Below are 12,794 nucleotides of genomic sequence, written 5' to 3' on the forward strand. Positions count from 1 at the left end.
CTCAGTCCTCGAAGTCGGTCATCCAGTCGGGCTTCTTCGCCGTCGCGGAGGGCTCGCCCGGCTCACGCAAACCTTGCGCGGCGGACGGCGCCGAAGCAGCTCCGAAGTCCTCCATCCAGGCAGGCGTCCCAGCCCGAGCGGGCGGCGGCGCCACGGGCCGGGTCCTCGTCAGCCGAGGCTTCGCCGCCTGGGGCTTCTGCGCGGCATGCGCGGACAGGAAGTCCCGCATCCACTCATCCGGGCGCGCGGGCGGCGACGGAGCCCGAGGGGGCAGGGGACGTGCGGGCACCGGAGCCACCGGCACCGGCGCGGAGACCGGGGGCAGCCGGTCCCCCGCGCCGACCTGTGAGCGCAGCACTCGCTCCGTCTTCGTGGGCCAGCCGGGAAGCACCGCCAGCGCCTGGCTCGCCAGCTCCAGGAACTCGGGCGCGCCCGCCTCGGGAGGAATCCGCACCTTCTCCGCGCGCAGCCACTCGGCCATGCGCGTGAGCACTCCCGGGTGCTGACGGCGCAGCACCGCCACGTCGCCCTTCACCTCGTAGCCGCGCAGCTCCAGCTCCGCGACGGCCATGGCCCGACTCGGCACCGGCAGCTCCAGCTTCGCCAGCGCCGCGGGCCCTCCGTTCGCCTCCGCGTCCTCCTTCAGCTGCGTGAGCACGTCATGGAGGATGCGCGCCACCATCGGCCCGTTGGAGGCGTTGCCCACCTGCAGCTCCGGCGGCACCACGGGCCACGCGAGCACCGCTCCGCCGCCCTCCTCGAGCTCCTCAGGACGGTCTCCCGGCAACAGCGCGTGATAGCCACGCGGCGCTGCGGGGCTCTCCGGCGTCTGCGCGTACTCGAAGGCGTACGGGGCCTGCCGCGTCAGCCCTGCGAGCACATCCCCGCGCGTCACGGTGAGCTGCCCCGGCACGCGCTTGGGCGACGTGTTCGGCCAGGGACCGGACAGGTGTCCATACAGGTACACCGGGTCGTTGAACCCCTCCGCGTCGGCGGGGTGTTCGACGAGCTCCACCTCGAAGAAGTACACCGTCGACGCCGCGATGCTGTGGGGCGTGCGACCGGTGGCGACCTCATGGTGCGCGAGCTGCGCGAGCGCCGAGGCGGGCAGCCGGCTCCGCTCGCTCGCGGGGATGAAGTGCACGGCCCCCAGCGCGTCGAGTCCGACGACCCACTCCGACCGCGCCATGTGGTGGAAGTCCAACAGGAACGTATCCACCACATGGACCACCGAGGCCGCGTCCGACAGGACGGGCACCGGCGGCGTGGTGGCATGGGGAACGAAGTAGCGGGGCAGTATCACGAGGGTGGCGTGAGGCTCGCGCAAACCCCACGAGCCACGCAAGCACCCCGGCTCATCGCCAGAACGCCGTGTGCACGTCGCGAGCCTCCTGCAGGGGGATGGGGCCCTCCACCTGCGTGGGGCTGCTGCCGCGCTCGAACACCTCGCGGCACGACATGGCCAGCCCTCCCCGGGCCGTGCCCACCAGCTGCGCGAACTCCGCCGACGACAGCGAGAACACCACCCGCCGCACGCCGCCCCAGAAGATGGCGCCCGCGCACATCGCGCACGGCTCCGTGCTCGCGTACATCGTACAGCCCGCGAGCACGTCCGGCGTGAAGCGCTTCGTCGCGTCCCGCATCAGGTTCGACTCCGCGTGCCCCGTGCAGTCGCGCTGCGTCACCACGGTGTTCTCACCCTCGAGCAGCACCTGCCCTTGCGCATCCACCAGCACCGCGCCGAACGGCTGGTCACCCCGGCTGCTCGCGCGACGCGCGGCCTCGATGGACTGAAGAAGGAATCGGGTCTCTTCCGGACGCATGGGGCGGCCTCCTGTTGGGGGCCGGCAACCTAACGACGCGTCACGTGGGGCGCCACGGTTCCTCGGGGATGGCGGGATGTCCGCCGCTCGACCCGAGGTGCTGCCGGGGCCTGGGCTCCGAACGAGTCCAGGCCCCGAAGGCACGACTACTGGTCGTCGCAGGGCGTGCCCAGGCGGATGCCCTCGTACACACCCAGGTCGTTGTAGATGAGCGGCAGGTTCTCCTCGACGGGCACCTGGCGCAGCTCGAGCGACTTCTTCTTGTTCTCGATCCACACCGAGCTCTTCGCCTTGTCCAACACCAGGCGGAGGTCGCCCTTCTTGGTGGAGAAGATCTCACCCTCGGAGTCGGCGATGACGTTGGTCATCTTCTGCGACTTCAGGCCGCCGCGAGGCCCGATGAAGACGCGGTAGTTCTTCTGCTCCGGCGTCTTGATGCCCTTGTCGACGAAGTAGTAGTTGCCCTTGGTGTCGCGCAGGAGCGCGTACGGGGCGAACTCCTGCGGGTTGGGGGCGTAGCTGGCCTTGCGCAGGATGTCCGCGCCCTGGGCCGTCTCCACCACGGTGAGCGGGATGTTCTTCTCACCACACCGCATGGTGCACTTCTTCTCCTTGCGGTCGAACTCCACCTCCGACACCACGCGCCAGTCCTGGCCGCGGAAGTTCGGGTTGGCGGACTTGTTGAAGAAGCGCGGGTCCACGAAGCTGGTGCCGGAGGTCCAGGGCATGGACGGGACCTGCACGAACTGCTTGCCGTCGCCGTAGAAGAGCTGGTCTCCGCCGCGCTCCTCCTCGGGGGTGACGACGACGTAGTGGCCCTTGCCGTCGGTGCAGACGGCGGTGGACTCCATGACCATCTTCTGGCCCAGGTTCTCCTCCTTGCCCCAGGGGGGCTGGATGCTCTCGGAGGCCAGGGACGCGCTACAGGCGAAGGACACCGCCACGGCGGCGATACGCTGGAAGTTCATCTCAAATCTCATGGACTAAAGGTTCGTCTTGAAGAACTTCGTGGCGAATTCCTGCTGATTGGACGCGTCGCGGGAGGTGGTCCAGATGAGCTTGTCGCCCTCCACCTTCGGCTCCAGGGCATCGCCGAAGCGGCAGCTGACCTGCTTGAGCTTCTCCTTGACGGTCTGCTTCGCGACGTTGGAGACGGTGCACAGCTGCTTGAGCGACGCGAGCGGCGCCTCACAGTAGCTACTGATGCTCAGCTCCTTGAGCTGCTCGTCGTTGATGGACGTCCAGTCGATGGCGGCCGAGAGCGACGTGCCGCACGCGGTGTTCGCGTCCTGCACGTGGGTGACGTAGTCCTTCTCCTGCTTGGCGATCTCCCCCTTGCGGTCGAACGCCATCAGCTTCGCGACGGTGCCGTCCTTCTTCTGCTTCTGGTGCAGGTCGTAGACGTCCTCGGCGTCGAGCGCCTTGCTGCGCTTCTCGTCGAAGGTGACGCGAATCTCCTTGGAGCGGCCCGGGACGTAGAGCTCGTACTTGGAGTTGCGCATGTACAGCACCGTGTAGCCACGGCCGCGCCACTGGGTCTTGTAGCTGTGCTGCTCGCTGCTCATGGAGCTGCTGTCGTTCAGGTCGAACGGCAGCACCTTGCCGTCAATCTCGGAGCCGGTGCCCTGCACGCGCAGCAGGTACTTCTTGTTGGAGCGCGGGGCGAGGGGAACGACGGCGACCTCCTCGCCCTCGGGGCCGACGAACACCTTGCCGGCCTCCACGGGGGACGCCGCGAGGCTGGCGGTGGACCCCAGCACGAGCGTGGTGACGAATACCGCGACCAGGTTTCTCAAGAAATTCACCTCGGGAATCAAGGGGCCGTCTCCTGGACGGCGCCGTGTGTCAGAGCTCGATGTCGTGCTGCTTGCAGAACTTCCGGACCCGGGCCTGCTCCGCCCGGGAGACCTTCGGCCACTGGGCCTTGGCGTTGCTGAGGTCTCCCTGACGGCAGAAGGCCCGGGTGAGCAGCGAGTAGGACGCCAGTGGGATGACCTTGGGTTCCCGCCGCTGGCTGCTCCGAGCCAGACGGATGGCCTCCGCGGTGTCTCCCCCGTTTAAAGCACGCTCCGCGTCCGCCAAAAGCTGGCGAAGCTCGTCCGACAGCTTTTCGGGAGTCTCGGGTCGGGTGGAAGGACGTGTGGAGGGGGGCGGGTTCTTCGTCGCCACCCCCGTGGGGTCGTCCGGAGGCGGGTCCACCGGCGTCGGGGTGGTGCCCGTCGGCACGGGAGTCGTCCCCGTGGGCGTGTCGGTGCCCTGGGCTACGGTGTTGGGCGGAGGCGTCGGGGTGGTGCCCTGGGTGCCCGTGTTCGGGGACGTCGGGGTGGTGCCCTGCGCGCCGGTGTTCGCCGTCGGCGTGACGGCCTGCGTGCCCGTGGCGACGGGCGGCGTGGGCTGAGGGCCGTCCTTGGGGCGGGTCACCCACCAGCCGCCCGCGATGACGACGACGAGCGCCGCCACGGCGATGGCGGCCAGGGGCGCGCGACTCTTCGCGGGCTGGCTCGCGGTGCTCGGGGCCACGGCGGAGGGCACCGGCGCGGGGGCGACCAGGCTCTGACCCGCGACGGGAGGAGGGAGCGACGGCGCCTGCTGGGAGATGAGCGTGGGGTCCAGGCCCGGCGGGTCCATCAGCGGGACCTTGGGCGTGGCGGCCTGCGCCTGGGCGACGCCCATCTGCCCGGTGCCGCCCGCCGCGAAGCCTCCAGCGGGAGCCTGCGCCTGGGCGACGCCCATCTGCCCGGTGCCGCCGCTGGCGAAGCCGGCCTGCGCCTGGGCGACGCCCATCTGCCCGGTGCCGCCGGACGCGAAGCCGCGCACGGGCTGCACCACGCCCTGGTTGCCCGAGGAGCCCGGGGCCAGGGTGTCGTCGAAGGCGAGGCGGCCCGTATCGGGGCCCTTCTGGAGGCTGCCCGGCGGCAGGGTGTTGGACAGCGACGGCGGCCCCTCCGAGGGCAGCGCGACGCCGGAGGGCGTGCCGGAGGGACGCGGCAGCGCGGCGTGGGAGCCGGTGGCGGAGGAGAGCGTGTGCAGCGGGCTGCCGGTGAGCGCCTCCACGAAGGACGCGACGTCCTGGAAGCGGTCCTGGGCGCGCTTGGCCAGGGCCTTGTCCACCGCGGCGATGGCGTGGGGCGGGGCCTCCGGACACAGCGGGGCGAGCGGCGGGGGCGGCTCGTAGACGACGCGGAAGATCATCTGCGCGATGCCCCCCGCGCCGAAGGCGGGGGTGCCCGTCATCATCTCGTAGACGATGGCGCCCAGCGCGAAGATGTCCGTGCGCGCGTCGATCTCACTGTTGCGCCCCTGGGCCTGCTCCGGCGACATGTACTGCGGCGTGCCGATGAGCATCGCCTCCTGGGTCTGCACCGTGCCGGAATCGAGGACCTTGGAGATGCCGAAGTCGAGCAGCTTGAGCCGCTCGCCCACCACGCCGCCCGAGTCGGTGGGGACCAGGAAGACGTTGGCGGGCTTCAGGTCGCGGTGGACGATGCCCGCGCCGTGCGCGGCCTGGAGCGCCGAGCCCATCTGCCGCGTGAACGAGTAGACGTCCGACAACGGCAGCCGCCCCCGCTCCAGCCGGGCCTGGAGGCTCTCGCCGCGCAGGAACTCCAGCACCAGGAACGGGGTGTCGTCCTCCAGGGTGTCGTAGTCGAGCACCTCGACGATGTTGGGGTGGCCCAGCCGGGAGGCGATTTCGGCCTCGCGGCGGAAGCGCGCGAAGATCTCCGGGGTCAGGTGGTCTCCGCCGCGCAGCACCTTCACCGCGACCTGCTTGCCGGGCAGTCGCAGGTGTTGGGCCAGGTACACCGAGCCCATTCCGCCGCGTCCGAGGATGGAGACGACCTTGTAGGTGTTGCGCAGGACCGTATCGATGGACAGGTCACCGTCGGACGGTCGGTTCATGGGGTTGTGGCTCGCACGGGATTCAATGGGGAGTTTCCGCCCCATTCCATCCTCCCACCCCACCGCGAGGCAACCCTCCCGGGGCGTGATTCCGGACGGAGGGCCTCTCGGCCCATGAGAAGCACTGGTGGCTTTCCGCCAGCCTGCTAAGGAAGCAGCCTGTATGACGAAAGTCGCGCCCCAGCAGTCGCTCGAGGTCCGGGTCCGCCGCATCCACCGCCGTGACCTCAACCGGACCTGGGAGTTCCTCAAGCTCGTCTTCCGCGACGTCAATCGCGAGACGGTCGAATACCAGCGTCCCCGCTCCAAGCGCCGCTTCATGGAGGTCTACACCTCCGAGTGGATCGAACAGCTCCTCTACGAGGTGGACGGCGAGATTGTCGGCTACTCCGAGTGCGCCTTCGAGGCCACCGGCGACGACAACTGGGTGAACCCGCGCTGGTTCGAGAAGCGCGGCATGCGGCCGCTCTTCGTGGAGGAGCTCGCGGTGCACCCGGACTACCAGGGCCGCGGCGTGGGCAGCTTCATGTTGGATCAACTCCAGCACCTGGCGCGCACGCGGGGCTGCACGCACCTGGTGTTGGAGGTGGCGGAGAACAACGAGTCCGCGCTGGCGTGGTACCGGGCGAGGACGTTCTACAAGCTGGATGCCGCCATCTTCCTCGCGCAGAAGGTGCCGGGAGAGCCGGACCTCTTGCCTCCTCGCCGACTCAAGCGCCGCGTGAAGGCGGCGGAGGGCGAGGAGCCGACCTCTCCCACGACCGGCCCCGCGCCCGCGGCCACGTCGGCGCGTGGGGGTGGTGCGCGCAAGGGCCGCGCCGCCGCGAAGAAGGGCTGAGCCCCGCTGGATGACAGGTGCGTGGGACCCGGGGGCCATGGGCCCGGGCCCACGTGGACCGCATGCTCGCGGGCCGTGTCTCCCCTTCGCGGGAGCGGACCTCGGGGCTTGCTCGGATGAAGACGCGATGGCGTGGGGGATGGCTGCTCATCGCCTTCCTCCTCGCGAGCCCTGTGTGGGCGCAGGACGCGCACTACTGGACGCGGCAGTTCGGCAACCGCGCGTGGCTGCTCGGCGGCGCGCTGCTGGGTGACCCCGCGGACATCAGCGCCGTCTATTACAACCCCGGCGCGCTGGTGCTCGTCAGCAACCTGGAGCTGGAGCTGACGGGGAACGTCTTCGAGTACTCGCGCCTGGCACTGGTCAACGGCCTGGGGCCCGGCCGTGATTTGACGACGTCGCGCTTCGACGCGCTGCCCGCCTTCATCGCGGGCCCCCTGCGCTTCAAGTGGCTGGGCCGCGCGCGCATGGGCTACGCGCTGCTGACGCGCCAGGGCTTCGAGACGCTGCTCACGCGTCGTGACGACTTCTCCGGGAGCAACCTGCTGGGCGTCCAGGGGCTGGAGCAGCTGTCCTCCGACGTGCGGCTGGAGCACGGCGTGAAGGAGCTGTGGGCCGGCGTGAGCTGGGCCTATCCGTTGAGCAAGACGCTGGGCGTGGGAATCACCCCGTTCCTCGCCGGGCGTCAGCAGCATGGGGACTTCCTGGCCATCTCCCAGGGCAGCGGCGCGGACGGCGGCTCCGTGCTCGCCGCGGTGAACCGTGACTATCGCGTCCAGCACCTGCGCCTGCTCGCCAAGGTGGGCGTGTGCTACCAGCGTGAGCGCTGGGCCCTGGGCTTGACGGTGACGACGCCAGGGCTGGGCCTGTTGGGCAAGGGCGAGGTGGGGCTGGAGCGCGCGCTGAGCCAGCAGGGGCTCCCCATCCAGGGACCCGCGCGCATCTCCGACTTCCAGTCGAGCGTCCGCGCGCGCTTCCAGAGCCCGCTGTCGGTGGGGCTGGGCGGCAACGTCCTGCTCGGCGGCACCACGCTGCACGCGGCGGTGGAGGTGTTCGCGCGCGTGCCGGTGTTCCGCCTGCTCGACAGCGACCCCATCCCCGTGGAGGGACCGGAGCGTGTGCTCGACAGCGACATCTTCTACGGCTCCGAGCCGGTGGTGAACACGGCGCTGGGCGTCGAGCACCGCGTGGGGGACCGGCTGCGCATCTTCCTGAGCGTCCACACCGACTTCAGCGCCGCCATCAAGCTGCCCAACACCAGCACGCTGCTTGCGACCAGTGACCTGTACCACGTGGCCACCGGCCTGCATTTCCCCGTGCGCACCACGCGCGTCACCGTGGGCACCGACCTGGGGTGGGGCCGTCAGTCCACGCAGCGCTTCTCGGAGTTGCTGGCGCTGACGGGGCTGCCCCCTCCGAGCGAGACGCAGCGACTGCACGTCTTCCACGCCACCCTCATCGTCGGAATCACGCTGGGCCTCGGGCGGAACACCGAGGACACCTCGGCGCGCTCCGATTCGGAGGCCGAGCTCCCCTAGTCGCGCGCGGCGCTCAGAAGCTCAGCGTGCCGAGCAGCTCGAAGGTGTTGCGCAGCACGTGCACGGGCTCGTTCAGGGGGCCTGCGAGCGCGACGGGGGGCGCGAGGTCCCGGATGCCCAGCTCGTGGCGCGACAGCACGTAGCCCGCGCGGATGCCACCGTCCAGGCCTCGCAGCCCGGGGAAGAAGCCTCGCACCAGGATGATGTCCAGGCCCGCGCCCAGGTGGAACGTGTTGGGCCACAGGTTGCGGAAGAAGCCGGGCAGGCGGACCCAATAGGAGTTGGGGTTGGCCATCCGCTCGCCGTTGATGGCGCCGTCCTCGAGCCGGTACCACGTCAACCCGTAGCCCAGCTTGACGTACGGCTGGAAGCCGCCGGGCAGGATGTTGTAGCGGATGCTGCCCGCGTACTCCCACATGTTCAGCTTGGAGCGCAGCTGGAAGAGGGTCTGCCGGTCCGCCAGCGGGACGTCGAGTCCCACCGTGCTGCGCGAGTGCAGCAGCGTGTTCTCCGACGTGAAGCGGTCGCCCAGATAGAAGCTCACCTTCAGCGTGGCGGACACGGCCGTGTCCACCACCGGCTGGATGAAGTCGGACGAGGCGTTCTCGATGCTCGGGTCCAGGGCGAGCAGCTGCGGGGCCCACTCGGCGAGCTGGCGGTCATTGAGGAGCAGGCCCGCGAAGTCCTTGTCGAGCAGGCCCACGCTGACGCCGGCCTCCACGCTCGCGCGCCGCCGGGGCAGCTTCGCCTGGGGCGTGTAGACGGGCTCGTGCTTCTCCACCACCGCGCGCACGGGCAACCCCAGCACGCGGTAGACGAAGTCGAACGGCGGCAGGCTGATGAGCACGGCCACCGGCCCGTTGAGGAAGCCCAGGTTGTTGGAGAAGTTGTCCTGCACGTCGAGCGGGAAGAACCACGGCAGCTCTCCGGGCGCGTAGCCGATGAAGCCCGCGTTGGGCGCGGGCCGGTTCCAGCCCTCGCTGAAGGCCGGGCCGGTGATGGACAGGTTGCCCATGTCCGAGTGCGAGATGATTCCCGCCAGCGGCGACTTCGCGGACGGGTAGCCCCAGCGCAGCGGGAGGATGAGCCAGGACCACTCGCGGCGCACGGACGGGTCCTCGATGGCCAGGTCGTAGACGCGCTCCCAGTCGGGCACCAGGTCGATGCGCTCGGCCATGTCGTAGCGCACCACGCCCTCGGGGAGCGGCCGCTTCGGGTCGCCGAGGTACTCCTGGTGGTCGAAGCGCTTGGGCACCGCCTCCGTGGAGCCCGCGGGCCCCACGCCCTTGAACACGCCGGGCAAGGGATAGGTGGCGTGAGACTCGCGCGCATGCGGGCCGGGCGAGGCGAGCAGCTGCTCCAGGCCCTTCGAGTCCGCGCCGATGTAGCCGATGGGGTGCGTGTTGATGCGCGTCTCCGCCTCGTCCGCCCAGACGTAGCTGCGCACCCGCGCCAGCAGCTTCTTCTCGCCGGGCCGGTCCTCGCCGCGCAGCTCCATCAGCTCCTCCCAGCGCTTGCGGGGCAGGTACGCGTTGGGGCGGGCGAAGTCGAAGACCATCGCGTTGTGGTGGAAGAAGTACTCGGTGCGCTTGAGCACCAGCGGGTCCGCGCCGTCGGCCGGCCAGCCTCCCGAGAGGATGCGTCGCAGCTCCTCCTCGGTGAGCACGCGCTCCACGGCGGACAGCGGCGTGATGACGGCGCTCACGTGCTCCCAGTCGCCCTCGTGGTTGTTGCCGCCCGCGTTGAACGGGTAGAAGAACCAGTACTGGATGAACAGCTCGTAGCCGAGCAGGCCGCGCTCCGCGTCGCGGACCTCCGCGAGGAACGGGTGGGCGTAGACCTTCTCCGTGCCCAGGTAGCGCCGCGCAATCTGCCCGGGCTGCGGGCTCGCGTAGGCCTCGTGCCACGTGTCCGGGTCATACCCGGGGAAGTCCAGGTACATGACGGTGAAGGGCGCCTGCTCGGCGGCCACCGCGTCCTGGCGCAGGCGGGGGATGGTGGGGTGGTCCGGGTGGAACTCCTTCAGGAGCGCGATGAGGCGGCAGTCGTCGCGCGCGTCGCGGCCGGACGACTCGGTCCTCAACAGGCTCTCCGGCGCGCCGTCCTCGGGACACGGGTGGCCGAGCGTGGAGAAGTTGATGGAGTCGCTGCGCATCAGCACCGAGCCGGGCTTGGCGAGGTCCCACGTGTCCAGGCTCAGCAGGAGGCCCCCCGGCAGGTCCCGGAACACCTTGTGGTCCATGGGGAAGGTGTACGTGTTCTTCACCAGGATGGGCGCGAAGCGCACCGCCAGCGCTTGCAGCACCCGGAAGCGCTCGTCGTCGATGCCGTCGCGCGGCGCCTCGTCGCGGTAGCCCGGGTCCGCCGGGTCGCCGTAGAGCGCGAGCGCCTGGCTCGCGCTCGTCTGGCGGACGATGCGCGGGTAGGAGAGCGGGACGAAGCGGAAGTACTCCTCGCGCGTCGGCGGGCCGGAGGCGCTCGCGCCCGAGGGACCCGTGACGAGTCCCACGAGCAGCAGCACTCGAGCGGCGTGGACCGCGATACCTCGGCGCATGGTGTCCCCCCGGGACTGGCGGCTCCCGACTCACGAGGGGCGCGCGCGAACGGCGGGGAGACTAGGAGCCGCGCTCGGGCCCCATCGCGAGGCGGGCGTGGGGAGCGTCGGACAGCGTACGGATGCGTGGTCGGCGGTGGACACCCGCGTGCCGGCGCAGCCGGTGGTCAACAATCCCGTCGGGCACCGGGCGCGAAGACCCGGTGCCCCGGTGGGGCCGTCAGGCGGGCAGCGGCTGTGTCGAGTCCGGGGTCGTCGGCGCGGGCTCCACGACGGCCGGCGTGCTCGGGGGGGCGGCGTGCGGCGCGGCGAAGCCGGTGGACTCGCCCATCGTCTCGCCGTGCTGGCTCAGGTCCAGGCCCAGCTCCTCGTGCTCACGGGGGACCCGCAGCGGGACGATGCGGTCCACCAGCTTGTAGAGCACGTACGAGCCGACGAAGGAGAAGACGGACACCAGCACCAGCGCGGCCAGGTGCTTGAGGAACGTCGTCGTCTCGCCGTGCACCAGGCCCACGTCCTTGGCCAGCACGCCTGTGAGCACCATGCCCACCACGCCGCCCAGCCCGTGGCAGGGGAAGACGTCCAGCGTGTCATCGAGCGAGGTGCGGTTCTTGAAGTGCACCGCCCAGTTGCTCACGAAACTGGAGACCAGGCCCACCATGATGCTCTGGCCCACGGTGATGAAGCCCGCCGCGGGCGTCACCGCCACCAGGCCCACCACCGCGCCCACGCACGCGCCCAGGGCGCTGGGCTTCCGGCCGCGCAGCCAGTCGAACGCAATCCACCCGAGCATCGCCGCCGCGGACGCCGTGTTGGTGGTGGCGAAGGCCAGCGTGGCGAGCGACGAGGCCGACAGCGCCGAGCCCGCGTTGAAGCCGAACCAGCCGAACCACAGCATGCCCGTGCCCAGCATCACGAAGGGCAGGTTGGCCGGCGTGTGCGCGGCGTTCTCCAGGTGCGTGTGCCGGCGGCCCAGCACCAGCGCGCCCGCCAGCGCCGCGAAGCCCGCGGACATGTGCACCACCGTGCCGCCCGCGAAGTCCAGCACCCCCCACGTGCGCAGGAAGCCCTCCGGGTGCCACGTCCAGTGCGCCAGCGGCGCGTAGATGAAGAGCGTGAAGAGCACCATGAAGAGCACGTACGCCTTGAAGCGCACCCGCTCCGCGAAGGCGCCCGTGATGAGCGCCGGGGTGATGATGGCGAACTTGAGCTGGAACAGCGCGAACAGCAGCAGGGGGATGGTGGGCGCCAGGTCCGGATGCGTCTCGCCCCCCACGCCGCTGAACATGAAGAAGGTGCGCGGGTCGCCGATGAGGCCGTGGAAGCTGTCACCGAAGCAGAGGCTGAAGCCCACCACCACCCAGAGCAGGCTGATGACCGCCATCGCGATGTAGCTCTGCAGGAGCGTGGACACGACGTTCTTCAGCCGCACCATGCCGCCGTAGAAGAACGACAACCCCGGCGTCATCAGCAGCACCAGCGCCGTGGCGGTGAGGATCCACGCCGTGTCCGCCGGGTTGATGGGCCCCCCTTGCCGGGTCTGCGCCGCCGGCGTCACCAGCATGCCCGCCACGCCCACACCCACCAGCAGGGCCACTGCCAACCACTTCTTCATCGCGCCTCCCCAGCAAGGACTGACGCGATGCAGTATGGGTAGGGTGGCCGCTGATTTCAATTCCCCAGGGGCTAATTGTGGGTTCTGGAGGATAAATATGCGGATTTTTAAGCTAAAACCATGGAACTTGGGCCTCCGAGACAGGCCTGGCTACTTCACGACGATGCCGCCGTCCTTGATGTCCAGGTCCTCGCCGCCCTTGAGGACGACCTTGCCCTTGTCCGTCTGGACGGTGCAGGGGCCGGAGCCCGGGATGGTGAGGGAGGCCGTCTGGTTCTTGCCGAAGGACACGTGGGTCTTCACGCCGCTGCACACCGCGCTCCACGTGTAGTCGCGCGAGTCGCGGTTGGAGTAGCGCACGGTGATGGCCGCCGAGGCGGTGGACGACACCAGCAAGCCGGCCACGAGGGTGGCAATCGAGAGTCGGGCCTTCATGAGTCCCCCAAGGGGTGTGGAGTGGCGCAGTCATAGCCGCTGGGACTGACGCGCGCTCGTGACGTGTGAACGCCACACCCGGGATGGCGGT

Annotated in this window: 10 protein-coding genes; 2 read left to right on the forward strand and 8 right to left on the reverse strand. The window is 70.0% G+C overall.

All coding sequences use genetic code 11. From position 1 onward, the window contains the following. Nucleotide 1: 1 nt before the first annotated feature. The 5 genes from OWM54_RS29045 to OWM54_RS29065 form a co-directional block, all read right to left on the reverse strand. Nucleotides 2-1,303, reverse strand: coding sequence for a hypothetical protein (locus OWM54_RS29045; protein WP_267699613.1), 1,302 nt, complete (start codon nucleotides 1,301-1,303; stop codon nucleotides 2-4). A 52-nt stretch (nucleotides 1,304-1,355) separates the two neighbouring features. After that, nucleotides 1,356-1,823, reverse strand: coding sequence for a nucleoside deaminase (locus tag OWM54_RS29050; protein ID WP_267699614.1), 468 nt, complete (start codon nucleotides 1,821-1,823; stop codon nucleotides 1,356-1,358). Between the two features lie 146 nt (nucleotides 1,824-1,969). Continuing rightward, complete coding sequence (locus OWM54_RS29055) at nucleotides 1,970-2,791, reverse strand: hypothetical protein (protein WP_267699615.1); 822 nt, start codon at nucleotides 2,789-2,791, stop codon at nucleotides 1,970-1,972. A 15-nt stretch (nucleotides 2,792-2,806) separates the two neighbouring features. Continuing rightward, nucleotides 2,807-3,628 (reverse strand): hypothetical protein, encoded by an 822-nt coding sequence (locus OWM54_RS29060; protein WP_223781573.1) that lies wholly within the window; start codon nucleotides 3,626-3,628, stop codon nucleotides 2,807-2,809. 40 nt (nucleotides 3,629-3,668) lie between these two features. Then, nucleotides 3,669-5,723: a serine/threonine-protein kinase gene (locus OWM54_RS29065; RefSeq protein WP_267699616.1), complete on the reverse strand. Its 2,055-nt coding sequence runs from the start codon at nucleotides 5,721-5,723 to the stop codon at nucleotides 3,669-3,671. Nucleotides 5,724-5,886: 163 nt separating this feature from the next. Between OWM54_RS29065 and OWM54_RS29070 the strand changes: the two genes are divergently transcribed. Both OWM54_RS29070 and OWM54_RS29075 read left to right on the forward strand, forming a co-directional pair. Further along, on the forward strand, nucleotides 5,887-6,561 hold the full coding sequence (locus OWM54_RS29070) for a GNAT family N-acetyltransferase (RefSeq protein WP_223748335.1): 675 nt from the start codon (nucleotides 5,887-5,889) through the stop codon (nucleotides 6,559-6,561). Nucleotides 6,562-6,677: 116 nt separating this feature from the next. Beyond that, the gene (locus tag OWM54_RS29075) at nucleotides 6,678-8,099 is read left to right on the forward strand and encodes a hypothetical protein (RefSeq protein WP_267699617.1); all 1,422 of its coding nucleotides are present in this window, start codon (nucleotides 6,678-6,680) and stop codon (nucleotides 8,097-8,099) included. A gap of 13 nt (nucleotides 8,100-8,112) precedes the next feature. On the opposite strand, the gene OWM54_RS29080 is transcribed toward OWM54_RS29075, so the two are convergent. The 3 genes from OWM54_RS29080 to OWM54_RS29090 form a co-directional block, all read right to left on the reverse strand. Continuing rightward, nucleotides 8,113-10,653: a hypothetical protein gene (locus tag OWM54_RS29080; protein ID WP_267699618.1), complete on the reverse strand. Its 2,541-nt coding sequence runs from the start codon at nucleotides 10,651-10,653 to the stop codon at nucleotides 8,113-8,115. A 220-nt stretch (nucleotides 10,654-10,873) separates the two neighbouring features. Then, a complete protein-coding gene (locus tag OWM54_RS29085) occupies nucleotides 10,874-12,268 on the reverse strand; it encodes an ammonium transporter (protein ID WP_267699619.1) in 1,395 nt (464 codons plus the stop codon). Between the two features lie 150 nt (nucleotides 12,269-12,418). Beyond that, complete coding sequence (locus OWM54_RS29090) at nucleotides 12,419-12,703, reverse strand: hypothetical protein (protein ID WP_248546171.1); 285 nt, start codon at nucleotides 12,701-12,703, stop codon at nucleotides 12,419-12,421. Nucleotides 12,704-12,794 lie beyond the last annotated feature (91 nt).

The sequence above is a fragment of the Myxococcus sp. MISCRS1 genome, from assembly GCF_026626605.1.
In the GTDB taxonomy this organism is placed as follows: Bacteria; Myxococcota; Myxococcia; order Myxococcales; family Myxococcaceae; genus Myxococcus; species Myxococcus fulvus.

Coding starts and splice junctions, on each gene's coding strand:
- OWM54_RS29050 (WP_267699614.1), bottom strand. CDS start 1,823: ATGCGTCCGGAAGAGACCCGATTCCTTCTTCAGTCCATCGAGGCCGCG.
- OWM54_RS29055 (WP_267699615.1), bottom strand. CDS start 2,791: ATGAACTTCCAGCGTATCGCCGCCGTGGCGGTGTCCTTCGCCTGTAGC.
- OWM54_RS29065 (WP_267699616.1), bottom strand. CDS start 5,723: ATGAACCGACCGTCCGACGGTGACCTGTCCATCGATACGGTCCTGCGC.
- OWM54_RS29070 (WP_223748335.1), top strand. CDS start 5,887: ATGACGAAAGTCGCGCCCCAGCAGTCGCTCGAGGTCCGGGTCCGCCGC.
- OWM54_RS29075 (WP_267699617.1), top strand. CDS start 6,678: ATGAAGACGCGATGGCGTGGGGGATGGCTGCTCATCGCCTTCCTCCTC.
- OWM54_RS29080 (WP_267699618.1), bottom strand. CDS start 10,653: ATGCGCCGAGGTATCGCGGTCCACGCCGCTCGAGTGCTGCTGCTCGTG.
- OWM54_RS29085 (WP_267699619.1), bottom strand. CDS start 12,268: ATGAAGAAGTGGTTGGCAGTGGCCCTGCTGGTGGGTGTGGGCGTGGCG.
- OWM54_RS29090 (WP_248546171.1), bottom strand. CDS start 12,703: ATGAAGGCCCGACTCTCGATTGCCACCCTCGTGGCCGGCTTGCTGGTG.